Annotated in this window: 19 protein-coding genes, 2 tRNA genes and 2 pseudogenes; 13 read left to right on the top strand and 10 right to left on the bottom strand. The window is 72.7% G+C overall.

Going from position 1 to position 18,225, the window contains the following annotated elements; genetic code table 11:
- Positions 1-58: 58 nt before the first annotated feature.
- Positions 59-370 carry a hypothetical protein gene (locus tag G339_RS39600; protein WP_019634918.1) on the bottom strand — a complete coding sequence of 104 codons (312 nt, stop codon included), beginning with the start codon at positions 368-370 and terminating at the stop codon, positions 59-61.
- Positions 371-706: 336 nt separating this feature from the next.
- Between G339_RS39600 and G339_RS35910 the strand changes: the two genes are divergently transcribed.
- Together G339_RS35910 and G339_RS39210 are read left to right on the top strand one after the other, a co-directional pair.
- Complete coding sequence (locus G339_RS35910) at positions 707-1,111, top strand: ArsR/SmtB family transcription factor (RefSeq protein WP_019634917.1); 405 nt, start codon at positions 707-709, stop codon at positions 1,109-1,111.
- 810 nt (positions 1,112-1,921) lie between these two features.
- Positions 1,922-2,494: a CRISPR-associated endonuclease Cas3'' gene (locus tag G339_RS39210; RefSeq protein ID WP_157408120.1), complete on the top strand. Its 573-nt coding sequence runs from the start codon at positions 1,922-1,924 to the stop codon at positions 2,492-2,494.
- A 329-nt stretch (positions 2,495-2,823) separates the two neighbouring features.
- On the opposite strand, the gene G339_RS0130775 is transcribed toward G339_RS39210, so the two are convergent.
- Both G339_RS0130775 and G339_RS39205 read right to left on the bottom strand, forming a co-directional pair.
- Positions 2,824-2,896: transfer RNA gene (locus tag G339_RS0130775), tRNA-Arg, on the bottom strand.
- Between the two features lie 338 nt (positions 2,897-3,234).
- Positions 3,235-3,399: a hypothetical protein gene (locus tag G339_RS39205; RefSeq protein WP_157408119.1), complete on the bottom strand. Its 165-nt coding sequence runs from the start codon at positions 3,397-3,399 to the stop codon at positions 3,235-3,237.
- A 117-nt stretch (positions 3,400-3,516) separates the two neighbouring features.
- Between G339_RS39205 and G339_RS0130765 the strand changes: the two genes are divergently transcribed.
- The gene (locus G339_RS0130765) at positions 3,517-4,542 is read left to right on the top strand and encodes a D-alanyl-D-alanine carboxypeptidase family protein (RefSeq protein ID WP_033324866.1); all 1,026 of its coding nucleotides are present in this window, start codon (positions 3,517-3,519) and stop codon (positions 4,540-4,542) included.
- A 129-nt stretch (positions 4,543-4,671) separates the two neighbouring features.
- On the opposite strand, the gene mscL is transcribed toward G339_RS0130765, so the two are convergent.
- From mscL to G339_RS0130745, 4 genes and pseudogenes are all read right to left on the bottom strand, one after another.
- Complete coding sequence (mscL, locus tag G339_RS0130760) at positions 4,672-5,121, bottom strand: large conductance mechanosensitive channel protein MscL (protein WP_019634914.1); 450 nt, start codon at positions 5,119-5,121, stop codon at positions 4,672-4,674.
- Between the two features lie 230 nt (positions 5,122-5,351).
- The gene (locus G339_RS40725) at positions 5,352-5,564 is read right to left on the bottom strand and encodes a hypothetical protein (RefSeq protein ID WP_019634913.1); all 213 of its coding nucleotides are present in this window, start codon (positions 5,562-5,564) and stop codon (positions 5,352-5,354) included.
- A 999-nt stretch (positions 5,565-6,563) separates the two neighbouring features.
- Positions 6,564-6,860: pseudogene (locus G339_RS41185) on the bottom strand (SAF domain-containing protein); the annotation flags it as partial.
- An 11-nt stretch (positions 6,861-6,871) separates the two neighbouring features.
- The gene (locus tag G339_RS0130745) at positions 6,872-7,690 is read right to left on the bottom strand and encodes an S-methyl-5'-thioadenosine phosphorylase (protein WP_019634911.1); all 819 of its coding nucleotides are present in this window, start codon (positions 7,688-7,690) and stop codon (positions 6,872-6,874) included.
- Between the two features lie 269 nt (positions 7,691-7,959).
- Between G339_RS0130745 and G339_RS41180 the strand changes: the two genes are divergently transcribed.
- A complete protein-coding gene (locus tag G339_RS41180) occupies positions 7,960-8,178 on the top strand; it encodes a hypothetical protein (protein WP_019634910.1) in 219 nt (72 codons plus the stop codon).
- A 14-nt stretch (positions 8,179-8,192) separates the two neighbouring features.
- On the opposite strand, the pseudogene G339_RS41175 reads toward G339_RS41180, so the two are convergent.
- The 3 genes and pseudogenes from G339_RS41175 to G339_RS0130725 form a co-directional block, all read right to left on the bottom strand.
- Positions 8,193-8,333 (bottom strand): annotated as a pseudogene (locus tag G339_RS41175) (FmdB family zinc ribbon protein); the annotation flags it as partial.
- A gap of 124 nt (positions 8,334-8,457) precedes the next feature.
- Positions 8,458-9,942: a potassium/proton antiporter gene (locus G339_RS0130730; RefSeq protein ID WP_019634908.1), complete on the bottom strand. Its 1,485-nt coding sequence runs from the start codon at positions 9,940-9,942 to the stop codon at positions 8,458-8,460.
- Positions 9,943-10,225: 283 nt separating this feature from the next.
- The gene (locus G339_RS0130725; RefSeq protein ID WP_019634907.1) at positions 10,226-10,807 is read right to left on the bottom strand and encodes a 5-formyltetrahydrofolate cyclo-ligase; all 582 of its coding nucleotides are present in this window, start codon (positions 10,805-10,807) and stop codon (positions 10,226-10,228) included.
- A 33-nt stretch (positions 10,808-10,840) separates the two neighbouring features.
- On the opposite strand from G339_RS0130725, the gene galU reads away from it, so the two are divergent.
- The 9 genes from galU (at position 10,841) to G339_RS0130680 (ending at position 18,124) form a co-directional block, all read left to right on the top strand.
- The gene (galU, locus tag G339_RS0130720) at positions 10,841-11,767 is read left to right on the top strand and encodes a UTP--glucose-1-phosphate uridylyltransferase GalU (RefSeq protein WP_019634906.1); all 927 of its coding nucleotides are present in this window, start codon (positions 10,841-10,843) and stop codon (positions 11,765-11,767) included.
- Positions 11,768-11,795: 28 nt separating this feature from the next.
- Entirely contained in the window at positions 11,796-13,004 is a 1,209-nt protein-coding gene (glp, locus tag G339_RS0130715; protein WP_019634905.1) for a molybdotransferase-like divisome protein Glp, read from the top strand.
- On the top strand, positions 13,001-13,498 hold the full coding sequence (gene moaC / locus G339_RS0130710; RefSeq protein ID WP_019634904.1) for a cyclic pyranopterin monophosphate synthase MoaC: 498 nt from the start codon (positions 13,001-13,003) through the stop codon (positions 13,496-13,498). Before glp ends, moaC begins: the two co-directional genes overlap by 4 nt.
- An 8-nt stretch (positions 13,499-13,506) precedes the next feature.
- Positions 13,507-13,983, top strand: coding sequence for a MogA/MoaB family molybdenum cofactor biosynthesis protein (locus G339_RS0130705; RefSeq protein WP_033324881.1), 477 nt, complete (start codon positions 13,507-13,509; stop codon positions 13,981-13,983).
- A complete protein-coding gene (locus tag G339_RS0130700; protein WP_019634902.1) occupies positions 13,983-14,180 on the top strand; it encodes a hypothetical protein in 198 nt (65 codons plus the stop codon). The genes G339_RS0130705 and G339_RS0130700 overlap by 1 nt, the downstream gene beginning before the upstream one ends.
- A gap of 104 nt (positions 14,181-14,284) precedes the next feature.
- Positions 14,285-14,914 (top strand): GNAT family N-acetyltransferase, encoded by a 630-nt coding sequence (locus G339_RS0130695; RefSeq protein WP_019634901.1) that lies wholly within the window; start codon positions 14,285-14,287, stop codon positions 14,912-14,914.
- A gap of 248 nt (positions 14,915-15,162) precedes the next feature.
- On the top strand, positions 15,163-15,744 hold the full coding sequence (gene sepX / locus G339_RS0130690; protein ID WP_019634900.1) for a divisome protein SepX/GlpR: 582 nt from the start codon (positions 15,163-15,165) through the stop codon (positions 15,742-15,744).
- A 57-nt stretch (positions 15,745-15,801) separates the two neighbouring features.
- Positions 15,802-15,875: transfer RNA gene (locus G339_RS0130685), tRNA-Ala, on the top strand.
- Positions 15,876-16,036: 161 nt separating this feature from the next.
- Complete coding sequence (locus tag G339_RS0130680; RefSeq protein WP_240489946.1) at positions 16,037-18,124, top strand: SpoIIE family protein phosphatase; 2,088 nt, start codon at positions 16,037-16,039, stop codon at positions 18,122-18,124.
- Positions 18,125-18,225: the final 101 nt, after the last annotated feature.

Genomic DNA, 18,225 nt, shown 5'->3' with positions numbered 1-18,225 from the left:
GTCGATGTCGGTTCCGGCATGATCCGCGCCCGCTGTTCGTCCGGCGGGGCGCACGGCCTCACACGAACCGGCGGCGCGTGATCGCCCCCTGCCCGACCAGGTGACGGGTCCAAAGTTCGAATCGGGTTCCCGTCGTGAGGAGTTCGTGGGCTCGCTCATCGGTCGTCACCAGCGTCACCTGGCGGGCATGGTCTCCGGGCCGGAGCGGTTCGTCGTCCTCGGTGGTCAGGAGGGCCTCCAGCCTGCGCGGGCCGCTCGCCCCGCGACCCGGTATCCGCACCCCGACGCGGTGGCTCGGCCCCGGCGGGCTGGCGATCGACGTGGCGGTGGAGTCCACCGTCACCACGGCTCCGTACGTCGTCGTCCGCATAGCGTCCCCTCGCTCGGCTGCGTCCGTCGTCGGCGTCCCCCTCCGGAGACCCCGACAACGGATCACTAACCGCGCACGGCGATCGCATGCGCCGCCGGCGGCTCGGCGCCGTCCCCGAGGCCGCCGCGCGTCAGGTGTGAGCAGGGATTACGGCGTGTCCGGATTCGCAGGTTTTCCTTTGCATTATGCAAAGGTTCGGGTACGTTCGAGCCCATGCGCGGCCCGACCCGCCCCGCGTGGGGAGCGCCGGTGCGCGGGCGGGACGGCCCGTTCGGCGGCAGCGGAGCCGGTCCGACGCAACGGGCTCGCCGAGACGGCGGGAAGAGGGGCCTGGCGATGTCCGACACGGTGATCGACGCGGAGGACGCGGCGGAGCCGCAGACGGCCCCGGCGCGACCCGATACGGCCGGCGCCGCCGAGACTCCCTCCGCGGCTTTCGCGCTCAACGCCGAGACGCGTGGAATCCTGCGGGCGCTGGCGGGTGAACAGCGGCAGGACCTGCTCGCGCTGTTCGCCGGCGGCGCGGAGCTGACGGTCTCCTCGGTCGCCGAGCGCATGGGGATCGCCCAGCCGACCGCCTCGCAACGACTGGCGGCCCTGCGCCGAAGCGGCGTGCTGAGCTATCGGAAGGACGGCCGGCAGGTGTACTACCGCATCGACGCCCGAGCCGTCGAGCGTTCCCTGACCGAACTACTGGCCTACCTGCGAACCGGCCGATCCCCCGAGGCGGGGCCGACGTAGTCCGCCACCCGGTGAGCCAGGCGGGGCGACGAGACAGTCGACCCAACATCTGGTGTCGAGGAGGTTCGGTCCGTCAATATGTGGTGCGTCGGGCGGGTGAAATGTCGGTGCCGCCTGTTACGGTTACCGAGAGCTGAAAACTCCAGCCTGGGCACCAACGCTGGGGATGGCACCTGGCTGGGGTCTGTCTCTTTGGCGAGAGTCCTGGACTCTATACGGCGGGGGCAAGCGGGTACGCGCAAGCCCCGGCCGTTTCGCGTAGGTGCTCGGCTCGGACAGGGGGTGAGCAGGCGCATGGCGAAGGAGAGTAAGTCCTCGAGCTCAGGCAAGGCCCGGAGTGCGATCACGGGTAGGTACGTGAGCAAGGCGACGGCGGCCCGGCACCCCAAGACCACGGTCGTGGAGAAGCCGTCGAAGCCGAAGAAGAAGTAGTTCGTTAACTGAGAGTCCGACGTACCCTGCGGCTCACAAGATCGGGCGGGGCTCAGTTGCGCTGACGCCCCGCCCGATTTTCGGCGTGCTCCCTGCGGGGACCAGACAGACGGCGCAGGCCCAGTGCCCGTGACCAGCTGCGTTCGATCGCGATTAGGAGCACTCGCCCGCTGCGAGGTCGCAAGCGGTGAGGCCCGGCGGCGTGCTGTTGGCCGATCCGCGCTGCGGGCGGCGTCAAGTCGTTTGCTGGGGTGAGCCAACTCTGGTCCGTTGGCGTGAACGGGTGCTCGGTGACGAATGGTTGCGGTAAAGCTACTGGCCGAGGTCGTCGGCTGCTTGCCGTGACCGGGTGAGCTTCTCCGCGGTGGAGGTCGCCGGGTGCGTTCCGAGGAGATTCATGCGCACAGTGCGAACGGGCTGGGGCGTTGTCACGACCTGGCGGATCATCTGCGGGGGACTGCGGCTCGGGCGAAACGTTTCGCGGACGCGTTCGGCGCGCGCGAGGCCGCCGAGTACCTCGGGCTCGTCCATGACTTGGGGAAGGTGTCGTGCGCGTGGCAGGACGGGTTGCGTCTTGTCGGCACCAGTGATGGCCGGGTCGGTATCGACCAAACCGAGGAGCACCTCAACGACGGCACGGCGCGGGGCGAACATGTTCGGCTGGCGGCGGGCCGGACGTGCGTCCTGGCCGCCCGGGGCGGGTGCGTGTTCGCGCTCGACTACGGCACCCACGTGCCGTTCTGGTCGCCGGGGGTGTGGGGGCTGCTCTCGGCGGGTGCTGCCGCGCTCGGTCGCCGTCTCTCGCGTCGGTTCGACCGGACGGCGTTGATCGCGGTCGAAACCCGTTCCTCGGGTCGGCGGCTACCCACCGCGTCAGAACCGAGGCCGTGCCTTGGACGATCTCGCGCGCCTGGTCGCCAGCCTGGAGCACCTCGACGTCCTGGACCCTGACTTCACCCAGGAGGTCAACGCGCGGGTCGCGAGTCTCGGCGCGGAGCGGAAAGAGAAGGAGCGGCGGCTGGCCGAGTTGGCGGCCGCACGGCCGAGTCGGCGGTGCCCCGACCTGCTGGAGGCCCTTTCGACGGAATGGGTCTCGAAGGGCCGCCGGAGGCGATGGCACACCGGTTGTTCGAGGCGTTCCGACTGGAGATCCGCCGAGGGAAGACGCTTCCAGGTGACCGTCGGAGGCGACGTGCTTCCCGCCCAGCGTGAGGCGGCGCGGGAAGCGCTGGACGGTTCAGCGGACGCCGAGAACGGCGATCACGCACAGGTCTGTACGGCGCCCCCGGCAGGATTCGAACCTGCGACACCCGCTTTAGGAGAGCGGTGCTCTATCCCCTGAGCTACGGAGGCTGGTGACGCCCGATACAGGAGCGTAGCGGACGACGCGTACAGGTTAAGGGAACGGGACGGGAGTCCGCTCCCCGATATGCGGTGCCGGCTCGTTGGGTCTTGGCCGCTTCTGTACGCTTCCGTCCCGTGGGCGGACGGCATCGGGGGAAGACGCAGACGGGTGAGGACGCCGTTCGCGGCGGGCGGGTGAGCCGGGCCGCCGTCCTCGTGACGGGCGGGATCGTCGCGTGCGTCGCCGTCGGCGGGTTGGCGGTGCTGGGGTCGCGCGACGGCGGGCGGGAGTCGCCGCCGCAGCGCGCGGAGGCGTCCGTCGCGCGTGCGCCGCGCAGTCCTGAGATTCATCCCACGTACGGGGAGTCGATCCCGCCGCGTCCGGTGCGGCGCGCGACGCCGAAGGCGACGCGGCCGGCGGCGCCGCCGAGCACGCGGCGGAAGCCGTCCGGCAGGCCGTCGAGGCCGCGGTACGAGCCGTGCCCGCCCGGGATGGAGGACATTCCGGTCATCGGGCGATGGTGCCGCAGGCATCCGCGTGGAGCGCGCTGATCTGCCAGGACGACCCGTGAACCTGTAGTAGCGTTCCTGGCGCTGTTCTGCATTTGGGCATCAGGAGGAAAACCACCGTGCCATCCCCCCGGGCGGCGGTGCTGACCGCGGTCGTCCTGGTGATGTCGGCGATCGGCGCGTCCCCCGGACGGGCCGCGCAGCGCCAGGACCCGCTGGACGCGCTGCAGCGCCAGGCCACCGCGGCGCGGAAGGACCTGGAGAAGGCGACCAGGCAACTGGAGGGCCGCGAGAAGGACCTCGAAGGCTCCCAGCGCAAGCTCCAGACGACGCTCAAGCAGCTCGCCGCGGCCGAGGCGGACGTCAACCGCGTGCGCGGCCCGCTCGCCAGCCTCGCCAACGCCAGCTACCAGCAGCAGAACGCCGCCGGGTCGATGGCGGTCTTCGGCACCGGCGACCCGGAGGACGCGCTGCGCACCTCTGCGGACGTCGACCACCTCGCCGCCGACCAGCAGGGCCTCATCGCGCAGGCCGGTCAGTACGAGAAGCGCCGCGAGCAGCTCGCGTCCACCGCCCAGGACCTGCAGTCGCGCAACGCCGTCGCGCAGACGAAGGTGGAGCAGCAGATCCAGGACCTCAAGACGAAGTCGGCGGACCTCACCCGGCAGCTCACCGCGATGATGAACAAGCTGGACGTCAGCCGCGAGCGCCGCCTGGAGATGGCCTGCGACAAGAGCCTCGCGGCGGACGCCAAGCGGTTCCCCAACGGGCTCATCCCGGACAAGTACCTGTGCCCCCTGCCGCAGAAGGGCCGCGAGCTGCGCGCCGACGCGGCCCTCGCCTTCTACAAGCTCAACGCCGCCTACAAGAGGCGGTTCGGCCGCGACATGTGCCTCACCGACTCCTACCGCAGCCTCGCCGAGCAGCAGTCGATCTACGCCCGCCGCCCGGCGTTCGCCGCCGTCCCGGGGACGAGCAACCACGGCAAGGGCCAGGCCGTCGACATCTGCGGCGGCGTCCAGATCTCCGGCTCGATCCAGTTCCGCTGGATGGAGGCGAACGCGGGCCGCTTCGGCTGGCGCCACCCCGCCTGGGCGTACAGCAACCCCTTCGAACCGTGGCACTGGGAATTCGGCACCGAGTAGAAGCGGACGAAAAAGCCGCCGCCTGCGCCTCACTGGCGTGGGACTGCGGCGCTCTGCGACGCCGAAGCTCGGCGGGTTGAATTGGGCGTTCGGCTCGTTCATTCCCTTCTGCGCCGGGCGGCGCGTCGGTCAGGCGGTGGTGGAGCCTGAGCGGGGGTTCGGGGCGACGGCGTCCGCGGGGGCGGACTCGATGACGACCGCCGTGCAGTGGCGGCAGCGGCGGGCCCGAATCGGGATCTCGCCCAGGCACTCGGGGCACTCGCGCTCGGTGCGCTCCTTCCCGCGGTCGAGGCGTTCGAGGATCTTGCTGGTCGGCAGGACCACCAGGAAGTACACGATCGCCGCCGTGATGAAGAACGACAGGGCCGAGGTCACGAAGTTGCCGTAGGGAAACGTCGTTCCGGCGATCTTGAACGTCAGCTCGGTGTAGTCCGGCTTCCCGCCGAACAGCGCGATCAGCGGCGTGATGAACGAGTTCGCGAAGTCCTTCACCAGCGACGCGAACGCCGCGCCGACGACGACCGCGACCGCGAGATCGACCAGGTTTCCGCGGATCAGGAACTTCTTGAAGCCGCCCATCAGGGTTCTCTCCACAACATGTCGGGGGTGTTCGTGCGGCCTCCTTCTTACCCTGTGTGCCCGGCTCCATGAGCGGTGTTACCGAGGACTGCCGCTCGGCGCTTTCCGTCCGAACCGCTTGAGGATCGGATGGCGCGCTCCCGCTGGCGGCCCGGAACTCCGGTGAACCTGGTCACAGTGCGCGAGGGACGCGGGCGGACGCCTCCTTTCGTCGAACCGACCTCACGGCGCTATCCCGGGCTGATCGTGACCGCCAGGTAGCCGCCCGCGCCGGTCAGCGCGGCGGCCTGCGCGCGGTCCGTCGCGACGACGATCAGCGCGCCTTCGCCCTGCGCGCGGATCTTCGGAACCGCGACCACCGTCACTCCGGCGACGATCAGCCGCGCCCGGCCGCCGTAGCCCCCGCCCGCCGGGCCGGTGGATTCACCGAAGCCCACGTTCATGGGACGCGGAGGACCACCGGAGTCGGTGCCCGCCGGACCCACAGGGCCGGAGTTCACGCTCGGCGGAGTCGGTCGTCCGGCGAGATTCGCGCTCGCCGGGTCTGGGGGCAGCGGAATGGGCGTCGCTCGCCGCCTCTGCGGCATGAACCCGCTCGCTGCAGCCGCCGCAGGCTCGGCCGGACGCGCGAGAGGCGACGGGCGGTCCGACCATCCGGCGGCCGATGCGAAGGGCGGGCGCCGCGACGATGGACGCGCGCGCCCAGCGCTGACCGACACGGGCTGGAACGGTTCCAGGCCCGGTCGGGGAAGGATGGGCGCGCCTGCGGAACCCGATCGCTTGTTCCCGCGCGGCATCCCGGGCCGTGTGCCGGACGCCTCGCGTCGTGTCCCCGGAGTCGCGGGGTGTTCCCTCACGCTGCCAGGCTTGCCGACGTCGCCGCGCTTTCCCGACCGCGTGCTGGCTCCGTCAGGTACCCCGGGCCGGGGTCTGCCGCGGGGAGTCTCCGGGTGCGTGCTGCCGGACGCCCCCGACCGTTCGCCGTTCTCGCTGGGCTTTCCCGGGCGAGGTCCGCTGCGGGGCGTTATCGGGTGCGTGTCACCGCCGCCGGACGTCCTGGGCCGTTCCCCGTCGCCGGACCTCCGGGATTGTTCACCGTTGCCGGACGCGCCAGGTCTCGTGCCAGAGCCACCCGGTTGCGTGCCTTCCGTTGTTCCCGGCGGTGTTCCGCCGCCGTCGAACATGCCGGGCCGCGCGTTGCCGGGCGACTCCGGCCGTTCGCCGTCCTCGCCCGGCGTTCGCGGTCCGGGGCCGGGAATCTCCACATCCGCCGCCGGTTCGGTCGCCGCCGCGCCGTCCGATGGTCCGGCCGCCAGGATGTCCACGCGGTCGCCCGGCCGCAGCAGGCGGACCGCGTCGGCGTCCGCGATGCGGACGGGGGTCGCGACGGTCCCGGCCGGAAGGCCGCGCAGCAGGCCCGCCGCGCCCACGACCCGCGCGTCGGTGAACAGCTCGCCCGCCCGCATCGCGCCCGCCAGCACCCGGCCGGCGATCCGGCCGTGCAGGGCTCCGGCGGGCACCGCGCTCGGCGGGACGGCCGTCCGCCGCACGTCCGAGGGACGGATCGTCACCCCGGCGGGCAGGTCGCGCGCGGCGGCGAGGACGTCCGCCGCGGCCGCGCCGGGCGGGCGCAGCGCGAGCAGCCCGAAGCCCGTGCCGAGCGCCGCGAGCGCCGCCGCCAGCGGGCGGCGCCGGCGCAGTAACCGGGACCGCGCCGACAGCGCGCCGGCCCTGTTCATACCAGCCCTGTTCACGGCAGCTCCAGGGGCAGGTCCGCGCCGGACAGGACGTCCGGGCACGCGCACGTCCGCTCGGCCGGGAGCGCGGCCACCACGTCGCCGACGAGCGTCCGCAGCCGCCCGATGTTGGCGCGGAACACCGCCAGGACGTCCGCCATCGTCACGCCCTCGCCCGTCTCGACGCCCGCGTCGAGGTCGGTGACGAGGCACAGCGGCGTGTAGCAGAGCGCGAGTTCCCGCGCGAGGACGGCCTCGGGATGCCCCGTCATCCCGACGAGCGTCCACCCCTGCGCCGCGAACCACTGCGACTCGGCGCGCGTCGAGAAGCGCGGCCCCTCGACGACGACCAGCGTGCCGCCGTCCACCGGCTCCCATCCGGCGGCGCGGCCCGCCGCGAGCGAGACCCGGCGGCCCTCCGCGCAGTACGGGTCGGCGAACGGGACGTGGACCGCGCCGCCCCGCTCGTAGTACGTCTGGGCGCGGCCGGCCGTGCGGTCGACGAGCTGGTCCGGCACGGCGAGCGTCCCCGGCCCCCGGTCGGGCACGAGCGACCCGACGGCGCTCGGCGCGACGACCTGCCGCACGCCGAGGGACCGCAGCGCCCACAGGTTCGCCCGGTAGGGGATCGCGTGCGGCGGGAACCGGTGGTCGCGGCCGTGGCGCGGCAGGAACGCGACCCGCCGCCCGGCGAGCTCGCCGACCGCGACCGGGTCGCTGGGCGCGCCGAACGGCGTGTCGACGCGGATCTCCTCGGCGTCGGTGAGGAAGGAGTAGAAGCCCGAACCGCCGATGACGCCGATCTCGGCGACGGGCGGGCGCGAAGTCGTCATGCCGCGACCCTAGACAGCCGCCGCGCGGCGCGCCGAAATCACGCACAGGCTGTGGATAACTCGGTGCCCGCGACGGCATTGCCGCAGGTGAGCGCGGTGCGGCGGACTGCGGCGGCCGAACAGGAAGCCGCCGCTCGGCGAAAGACGCGAGCGGCGAGCACCGCGCCCCCGAGCAGGGTCGGCGAAGGACCGGCGGTACCAGGCCGGTCGGCGGAAAGCACGATCTCCCTCCGGAGGCGAAGCGAGCGCGCCCGGAGGGGGAGATCGACGTGCGTCAGGCGACCTTCTCCGACGAAGACGAAGACGAAGACGAAGACGAAGACGACGAAGACGCCGAGGAAGAAGAGGAGGACGACTCGCTCTTCCCCGAGGACGAGGACGACGAAGAAGCGTCCGTCTTGCCCGAGTCCGACCCGCCCGACGACGAGTTCGAGGACGACGACGTCACCGTGGACGTCGACCCCGACCCCCGGCTGTCGGTCCGGTAGAAGCCCGACCCCTTGAAGATGATCCCCGCCGCCGAGAAGACCTTGCGGAGCTTGCCCGAGCAGGCCGGGCACTCGGTCAGCGCGTCGTCGCTGAACTTCTGCACGACCTCCAGAGGCTCGCCGCACTCGGTGCAAACGTACTGATACGTCGGCACGGTTCCTCCTCGCTGACTCAGCCCGGACCAGCGGGCTGGCACTCAGTTGAAACGACTGCTAATGGTACCGATGATGGCAACGGGATTCGTCCCGCCCCTGTTCCCGGAGCGGGCGCGCCCCGGCCTACCCGCCCGTCTCGCCGAACCAGCCCGCGAGCTTGCCGCGCCTGCTGATGGCGCGGAGCCGCCGTTCGGTGAGGTCCCGGACGTCCTCGGTCGCGATGACGAGCAGGGTGTCGCCGCCCTGGAGCGCGGTGGTCGCCCCGGGCACGAAGCTCGTCCCGTCCCGGACGACGAGCGTGATCGACGCGCCTTTGGGCAGCCGCAGCTCGAACAGCTCCACGCCGCCGAGCAGGGAGTCCGGCGGCACCCGGATCTCCAGCAGCTCGGCGTGCAGTTCCTCCAGCGGCGCGGCCTCGACGCCGAGTTCGCGCGGGGCGTCGTCGTTCTTGAGCCGGCACCAGCGCGCGACGAGCGGCAGCGTCGGCCCCTGGACGAGCGTGAACACCACGACGATCGCGAAGACGATGGAGAACAGCCGGTCCGCGCCCTCGACGTCGTTCACCCACGGGATCGTCGCGAGGATGATCGGCACGGCCCCGCGCAGCCCAGCCCAGGACGCGAACATCTTCTCGCCCCAGCTCAGCCGGAATCCGATCGTCGACAGCACGACCGAGATCGGCCGCGCGACGAGCAGCAGGATCGACCCGATGATGAGCGCGGGGACGATCTGGGCGGGAAGCTGATCAGGCGAGGCGAGCAGTCCGAGCATGACGAACAGCCCGATCTGGGCGAGCCAGCCGATCCCCTCGGCGAAACCGCGCGTGGCGGGCCGGTGGGGGAGCCGCGAGTTGCCGAGGACGAGCGCGCTGACGTACACGGCGAGGAACCCGCTGGCGTGCAGTTCCGCCGTGACGCCGTACGCGGCGACCGACAGCGACAGCACCGCGATGGGGTAGAGGCCGGACGCGGGCAGCGCGATGTGCCGCAGCCCGTACGCGCCGAGCCAGCCGATGGCGAAGCCGATGAGTCCGCCCGCGACCAGCTCGTACACCATGACGCCGAACAGCTCGGGGAGGTTCGGGACGCTCGCGTGGGCGGTGCTGAGCGTGACGACGATGATCACGACGGGGGCGTCGTTGAATCCGGACTCGGCTTCGAGCAACCCGGTGAGCCGGGACGGGAGGGGCAATCGCCGCAGTACGGAGAACACGGCGGCGGCGTCGGTGGGCGCGAGGACGGCGGCGAGCAGGAACGCGAGCTGCCAGTTCATGTCGAGCAGCCACATCGCGGCCCCGGCGACGACGCCGATGCTGATCAGCGTGCCGAGGACGGAGACCGAGATCGCGGCGGGCACCGAGGCGCGGACGTGCCGCCAGTCGGTGGTGATGCCGCCCTCGGCGAGGATCAGGACGAGCGCGGCGAGCCCGAGGACCTCGGCGAGTTCGGCGTTGTCGAAGTCGATGCCCAGGCCGGATTCGCCGATGAGGAGGCCGAGCCCCATGTACGCCAGGAGGCTGGGCAGCCCGGCGCGGTGGGACAGGCGCACCGCGACGATCGCGCTGAGTACGAGTGTGGATCCGAGGAGTAGCCAGAGTTCGAGATGCACATCCCTCCCCAGGGGGTCGCGACCGGTGATCGTTTAGGAATCCTACAGATTTAGCCGCAGATCGCATACTTTCGTTGACCCGTCGGCGTGGTCGCGACGCCTGGATTGTCCGCGTAAATGCGCCCTGGCCTGCGTATCAGCGGTGCCGTCGACCCCTTTGGTCATGTTCTTCCCCAGAGGCGGCGTTCGTCCCCCGGGCGGAGCGGCCCGTCCCGAAAATGTCAGACCCCTGTCGCAGGATGGCGACGCACGGTCACCGGGCCGTCGCGGACAGGGAGGACGATCATGGGAACCGCACCAGCCCCTCGGACGGCGTCACCGCCGCGCGCACCCGGCGGTCGTGCGGCTCCGCCGGGAGCCGGTCCACCAGCTCGCCGTCGTACAGCAGCGCGACGGTCAGGATCGCCGGACCCACCCGCGCCAGCGCCCGGTCGTAGGAGCCGCCGCCCCGGCCGAGGCGCGTCCCCGACCGGTCCACCGCCACGGCGGGCGTCAGGACGACGTCCGCGCTGGCCACCGCGCCCGGACCGCGCGGCGGCTCGGTCGGCTCCAGCGTCCCGCGCGGCCCCGGGGCGAGCGAGTCCGGGCCCTCGTAGGACGCCCAGTCCAGGTCGCCGTCCGGCAGCAGCAGGGGGAGCAGGACGTACGCGCCCCGCTTCCACAGGGCGAACAGCAGGCCGCGCGTGTCCGGCTCGCCGCCGACCGACGCGTACGCCGCGATGGTCCCGGCCATCTCGATCTCGGGCGCCGACAGCAGGTGGTCGCGCAGCGAACGGCCCGCCGCTGCGCGCGCGGACGGCTCCAGCGCGGCCCGCGCGGCGAGGTGCGAAGCACGCAGATCCGGTTTCGCGCCCATGTCGCTCATGGTGCTCCCCTCGGGGGTGGCTAGGGTCTGAACATGGCCGACAACGCACCTGTACTCAAGGCGGTCGTCCCCGCGGCGGGCCTGGGCACGCGCTTCCTGCCCGCGACCAAGGCGACGCCGAAGGAGATGCTGCCGATCGTCGACAAACCGGCGATCCAGTATGTCGTCGAGGAGGCCGTCGACGCGGGACTCACCGACGTCCTGATGATCACCGGCCGGAACAAGCGGTCCATCGAGGACCATTTCGACCGCGCCTACGAACTGGAGGAGGCCCTCGACGCCAAGGGGGACGAGGAGCGGCTGGCCGCCGTCCGCGAGTCCGCGGACCTGGCGATCATGCACTACGTCCGGCAGGGCGAGCCGAAGGGGCTCGGGCACGCGGTGTTCTGCGCCCGCCAGCACGTGGGCCGCGAGCCGTTCGCGGTCCTCCTCGGCGACGACCTGATCGACGCGCGCGACGACCTCCTGCGCCGGATGATCCAGGTGCGGCAGCGGTACGGCGGCAGCGTCGTCGCGCTCATGGAGGTGGAGCCCGACCAGGTGTCGGCCTACGGCTCCGCCGCCATCGAGGCGACCGACGAGGACGACGTCGTCCGGATCACCGACCTGGTCGAGAAGCCCCCGAAGGACGAGGCGCCCAGCAACTGGATCATCATCGGCCGGTACGTGTGCGACCCCGCCGTGTTCGACGTCCTGGAGAGGACGCCGCCCGGCCGGGGCGGCGAGATCCAGCTCACCGACGCGCTGCGCACCCTCGCCGACACGCCGCCCGAGCAGGGCGGCGGCGTGTACGGCGTGAAGTTCCGGGGCCGCCGCTACGACACCGGCAACAAGCTGGAGTACCTGCGCACCGTCGTGATGTTCGCGTCCGAGCGCGAGGACCTGTCGGCCGAGTTCCTCGCCTGGCTGCGCGAATTCTGCCGGGAGCACGACGGCGTGGACGGCGCCGGTCCCCGGTGACGACCCGGCACACTTGGGAGACGTGGGCATGAGAACGGTCGAGGAACATCTCGCCGAGATCCTGGCCGGCGTCCCCGTGCCGGAGCCGCTGGATCTCGCGCTGCTGGAGGCGGCGGGCACGGTCCTGGCCGAGCCCGTCACCGCGCCGGTGCCGCTGCCGCCGTTCGACAACTCGGCGATGGACGGCTACGCGGTCGTCGCCGCCGACATCGCCGGGGCGACCGACGCGTCGCCGGTCGAGCTGCCGGTGGTCGGGGACATCGCCGCCGGGGACGCGGGCGTCGAGGCGATCACCGGCGGGCTCGCCGCGCGGATCATGACGGGCGCGCCGCTGCCCGCCGGGGCGGACGCGGTCATCCCCGTCGAGTGGACGGACGGCGGCGTCCGCGCGGTGCGGGTCTTCCGGGCCGCGCCGCCGGGGAACTACATCCGGCGCGCGGGGGAGGACGTGATCGCGGGCGAGGTCGTCGCGGCGGCGGGGGCGCGGCTCACGGCCGCACGGCTCGGCATGGTCGCGGCGGTCGGCCGGGCGAGCGTCCGGGTGCGGCCGAAACCGCGCGTGGTGGTGCTGTCCACTGGCAGCGAGCTGCGGGAACCCGGCTCGGAGCTGGCGCCCGGCCAGATCTGGGACTCCAACAGCTTCATGCTGACCGCCGCCGTCACCGAGGCGGGCGGCGTCGGGTACCGGCAGGCGACGGTCGGCGACGACCCCGCCGAGGTGCTGCGGACGCTGGAGGACGTCCTGGCCCGCGCCGACGCCGTCGTGACGTCCGGCGGCGTGTCGATGGGTGCCCGCGACGTGGTGAAGGAGGTCCTGACCGGCGTCGGGTCCGTCGCCTTCCACAAGGTGCGGATGCGGCCCGGCAAACCGCAGGGGTTCGGGCTCCTGCACGGGACGCCGGTCTTCACGCTGCCCGGCAACCCGGTCAGCGCGTACGTGTCGTTCCAGGTGTTCGTCCGGCCGGCGCTGCGCGCGATGCAGGGCCTGCCGCCGGAGGCGCTGCCGACGGTCAGCGCCGTCCTCACCGCGGACCTGCGCTCGCCCGCCGGAATCCGCCACTACCAGCGCGGGACGCTCAGCGAGACCCGCGGCCATCCCACCGTCGCCCCCGCCGACCGGCAGGGGTCGCACCAGCTCGGCGCGCTCGCGGGCGCGGACGCGCTGATCGTCCTCCCCGAGGACGTCGAGGCCGTGCCCGCGGGGGCGCATGTCGAGGTCATGAGGTTGCCGTCATGAGCATGGGTTCGGAGTTCGCCGGGTTCAGCCATCTGGACGAGGCGGGCGCGGCGCGGATGGTCGACGTCGCGGACAAGAAGGTCACCGACCGCACCGCGACCGCGACGGGGTTCGTCGCGCTGTCGGCCGGGTGCGTCGCGGCGCTGCGCGCCGGGGACGTCCCGAAGGGCGACGCGCTGTCGGTCGCGCGCATCGCCGGGATCATGGGCGCGAAACGGACGCCGGACCTGGTGCCGCTGTGCCATCCGATCGCGCTGCACGGCGTCGCGGTGGACCTCGCGGTCACCGACGGCGGCGTCGAGATCACCGCGACGACCCGCACGGCGGACCGCACGGGCGTGGAGATGGAGGCGCTGACCTCGGTCACGGCCGCCGCGCTCGCGCTGGTCGACATGGTGAAGGCGATCGACCCGGCCGCGTCGATCGAGCGCGTCCGCGTCGAGGAGAAGACCGGCGGCAAGACCGGGACGTGGCGGCGGGCGGCCGACCGGTGATCCGCGCGATGGCGGTCACCGTGTCGAACCGCGCGGCGGCGGGGGTGTACGAGGACCGGTCCGGCCCGATGCTGGTGACCCTGCTCGAGGACCTGGACCTCCAGGTGGACGGCCCGGTCGTCGTGCCGGACGGGGAACCGGTCGCCGAGGTCCTCGCGGACGCGGTCGCGCAGGGCTACGACGTGGTCGTCACCACGGGCGGCACCGGGCTGAGCCCGACCGACGCGACGCCGGAGATGACGCGCCGGATCGTCGAGCGGGAGATCCCGGGCATCGCGGAGGCGATCCGCCAGGAGGGCCGCGCCGAGGTCCCCGCGTCGATCCTGTCCCGGGGCGTCGCCGGGATCGCCGGACGTACGCTGATCGTGAACCTCCCGGGCTCCACGGGCGGCGTCCGCGACGGGATGGCCGTCCTGCGGACCGTCCTGCACCACGCCGTCGACCAGATCGGAGGCGGCGACCACCCCCGCCCCCCGGAGAGCTGATGACCGACCCCGCCCCGGCACTGCGCAAACTCGGCGCCGCCGAGTGGGATCGGCCGCTCGGGGGGAAATTCGGGGCGTACGGCGACCGGACGACGTTGGACCTCGCGATCCACGTCCTCGACGAGTTCTCCCACCACACCGCCGAGATCGGCGTTCTGCGGGACCTGTATCCCCACCGGCACCACGTCTTTCCGTAGCCGGTACGGGGCCGAGCGCGCCGCGCCGGGCGGCCGGGGCGGATCTGCGGGACAATGGATGGCGTCCGCACCCTCGAAAAGGGAATCATGGAGCCGTGGAACGCATGCGGGGATGGCCGGTCACGCTGACCGATGGTCCGGTCGGGCTGCGCCCGCTGCGGCACCGCGACGCGTCCGTCTGGCGCGATCTGCGCGTCCGCAACGCCGAATGGCTCCGCCCGTGGGAGCCCACCAATCCCGAGACGCCGCTCTTCCGCAGCGGCCTCGGCCCCTACTTCGCGATGGTGCGCACGATGCGCCGCGAGGCCCGGCAGGGGCTCGCGCTGCCGTGGGTCGTCACCCACGAGGACCGGTTCGCCGGGCAGCTCACCGTCGGCGCGATCGTGTGGGGCTCGGCGCGGTCCGCGCAGATCGGGTACTGGGTGGACCGGCGGGTCGCCGGGCGCGGCATCACCCCCACCGCCGTCGCGCTCGCCGTCGACCACTGCTTCTTCACCGTCGGGCTGCACCGCGTCGAGGCCAATATCCGGCCGGAGAACACCGCGAGCCGCCGGGTCGTGGAAAAGCTCGGGTTCCGCGAGGAGGGAATTCGGCGGCGGCACCTCCACATCGACGGCGCCTGGCGCGACCACATCTGCTACGCCCTCACCGTGGAGGACGTGCCGGGCGGGTTGCGGGCGCGCTGGCTCGCCGCCCGCAAACGAGCATTTCCCCACTCCTCCTCGTCACCCTGACATTTGAGCGGACGGTGACGTCCGGACGGGGCGGCGCGCCGTAAGTTTCCTGCGTCGGCGAAGCCTCGGCAAACGGAGAGTAACCAAGAGAACTATCTCGCGACACACCGCCCCTTATGCTCGTCAACCATTGACACCGACTCGTAGCGTGCGGGCGTGACCCTGCTCCCGACGCACGTGCGCGAGCCGCTTCGCGGCCCGCTCCGTCGCCGTGCTCCGGGCCGCCCCCGGCGCCGGGGGGTGGCCGCTTGAGCAGCGCCGTCCTCTATCTCGCGATCGTGGCCGTCTGGGCCGTCGTCCTGGTTCCCATGTGGCTCCGCCGGGACAACAATGAATCCCCCGGAGCATCCCGTTTCCGGACCCGCCGCGGCGGGGAGACGGACGAGGCCGACCTCGCGGACACCGACGCCGACGGGCCCCCGGCCGAGATCGAGGCGGAGGACGACGCGGACACCCACGACCCGGTCCCGGCCGCCCCGCGCCGCCGCGCCGGCCGCGCCGCCGTCATCGCGCGCCGCCGCCGTCGCACGGCGGGCCTCACGCTGCTGTTCCTGACCTCGGTGGTCCTGGCGGCGACGGGCGTCGCGCCGTGGTTCGCGACCGTCCCGGCCGTCCTGCTGCTGGCCGGGCACCTCGCGCTGCTGCGCGTGGCGGTCGGCGTGGACGCGGTCCGCCGCCGGGAGGCCGCCGAGCGCCGCGCCCTGGCCGCCGAGCTCGCCGCCGCGGAACCCGAGCCCGCCGACGAGGCCGAGGTCATCGAGCTCCTCCCCGTCGCGGAGGAGGAGGTCTTCGACCAGTACGCCGACGACCGCCGCGCCGTCGGCGAGTGACCCGGCGCCTTCGATTACGCGAACGCTCCCGAGTCCTGCTAACCTAAACACGTCCTTGGGGCTGTGGCGCAGACCGGTAGCGCACCTCGTTCGCATCGAGGGGGTCAGGGGTTCAAATCCCCTCAGCTCCACAAGGTCGACAAAGGCCGGTTCCGCTCGTCGGAACCGGCCTTTCGCATGTGCGGCGGACCGGCGGGCGTCCTCCTTTCCCTGAAACGGCGTCCCAACTTTGGGTGATGGCGGGGGATGGAGCCGGAGCATTCGGCGCCGCCGTGAGGAAGTCGCGCCGCGAGTGGGCAGGAACCCGGAGAAGGCGGTTGCGGACGGGACCGGGGGACTGGCGATGGGCGGTGCGGGCGGGGTCGGCATGGGGCGGCTCGCGCTGGAGGCCTTCGATCCGGCGCCGGTCGCGGTCGCGCTGACGATCGGGCCGGAGCACCGCCTGGTGTACGCGAACCACGCCTACCGGTCGTTGGTGGGGGACTTCCCGCTCGGCGAGCCGATCGGAGAAGCGTTCAGCACGGTGGCGAAGCGCGAATACGGCGACCTGTTCGACCGTGTGCTGGCCACCGGTGAGACGGTCAGCCTGGTCGAGGCGCCGGTGCGGCTGGCCGCCGCGCGCGTCGCCGATCCGGAGCGGTGCTTCTCGTTCAGCCTCTCGCGGTTCACCCACGAGCGGCCCGGGGTCCTCGTGGTGGCCGTGGACGTCACCGAGCAGGTCGCGGCGGTCCGGCGCGCGGACCGGGTGACCGAGGAGCAGACGCGGCTGCGCCGCCGGTTCGAGAGCCTGGTGTGGATCAACGCGCAGGTCGTCTGGGTGACGGACCCGGCCGGCCAGGTCGTCGAGTCGCACGGCGGCTGGGAGCGCATCACCGGGCAGACCCCTGAGGAGTTCCGCGGCGACGGCTGGACACGGGCGCTGCACCCCGACGACGTCGAGGCGACGCTGCGGTCGTGGGAGCGCACGCGCCGGGAGCTGCGCCCGTGGCACCACGTCTACCGGGTCCGCACGCGGGACGGCGAGTACCGGCACTTCGAGGTGCGGTCCGCGCCGGTGGTCGAGGACGGCGTCGTCGTCGAGTGGATCGGCACGTGCTTCGACATCGAGCAGGAGCACCGGGACCGGCAGCGCCGCGCGCTGCTCGACCGCGCCGCCGCGGCAGCCACCGAGCAGACGGCGCTGACCGACATCTTCGCCGCGCTCGCCGACGTCCTGGTGCCCGCCCTCGCGGACGGGTGCGGCGTGTATCTGCTGCCCGACCTGGGGGACCGTCCGGCCGGGGCGCCGGTCATCGCCCGGCGGATCGCCACCGCCGCGGTCGGCGGGCTGCCGCGCAAGCCGCCCAGCGGCGATGAGCGGTTCTCGCCCGACAGCGCGTTCGCCCGCGCGCTGGCGCGGCGGCGGCCGCTGCAACGCACCTTTCCGCCGGGCCGGCCGCCGGTCGACCTGCTGCCGAAGACCACGGCCGACTGGCTGGCGGAGACCGGCGCGACGAGCGTCGTGCTGATGCCGGTCGTCGTGGACGGCGCGGTCGCGGCGGTGGTCACCGGCGCGCGGCGGGGCGGCCGCGGCCCGATGGACCCCGACGACATCGCCCTCATGCGGCAGATCTTCGAGCACACGCACGACGCGTTGAGCGGGGCCGTCGAGTTCTACCGCACGCAGCAGGTCGCGCTGGCGCTGCAGCACGGGCTGCTCGCCGAACCGCCCGAGCTGTCCGATCTGCGGATCGTCGCGCGGTACCTGGCGAGCCCGGCGGCGGCCGAGGTGGGCGGCGACTGGTACGACTCGTTCGTCCTCCCGGACGGCGCGACGGTCGTGGCCATCGGGGACGTGGCGGGGCACGACCTGGCCGCCGCCGTCGACATGAGCCGGCTCCGCAACATGCTGCGGGTGCTCACGGCCGACCGGCTCGCGCCGCCCGGCGAGATCCTGCGCCGCCTGAACGACGCGATGGAGACGGTGGCTCCGGACGCGACGGCGACCTGCGTCCTGGCGCGCGTCGAGGAGCCCGAACCCGGCCGGTGGCAGTTCAACTACGCGGTCGCCGGGCATCCGCCGCCGCTGCTGGTCACCGCCGGGGGCGCGGGCCGCTTCCTCGAAGGGGCGAGCAATCCGCTGCTGGGCTTCCCGTTCGAGCAGGAGTACCACAGTGCGACGGAGTCGCTTCCGCCTGGTTCGACGCTGCTGCTCTACACCGATGGCCTGGTGGAGCATCCGAACGAGCACCTGGACGCGAGCCTGGAGCGGCTCCGTCGTCAGGCCGCCGGGCTCGCGCGCCGGCCCGTGGCGCATCTGTGCGATGGGCTCCTGGACGAACTGCCTATTGCCGGTACCGATGACATCGCGCTCATCGCCGTCCGGACCCCCGGTGGTTGAGGGTTTTCCCTCCTGTCGATATCGGGTCAGATCGGTAGGGTTGCGACGAGAACGGTGCCCGAGCCGGGGACGCTGTCGACGGTCAGCGTCCCGCCCAGGGC

This window comes from Actinomadura atramentaria DSM 43919 (assembly GCF_000381885.1).
Lineage (GTDB): Bacteria > Actinomycetota > Actinomycetes > Streptosporangiales > Streptosporangiaceae > Spirillospora > Spirillospora atramentaria.
The sequence above is the reverse complement of the archived record's forward strand: the minus strand, read 5'-3'. Positions and strand labels throughout refer to the sequence as shown.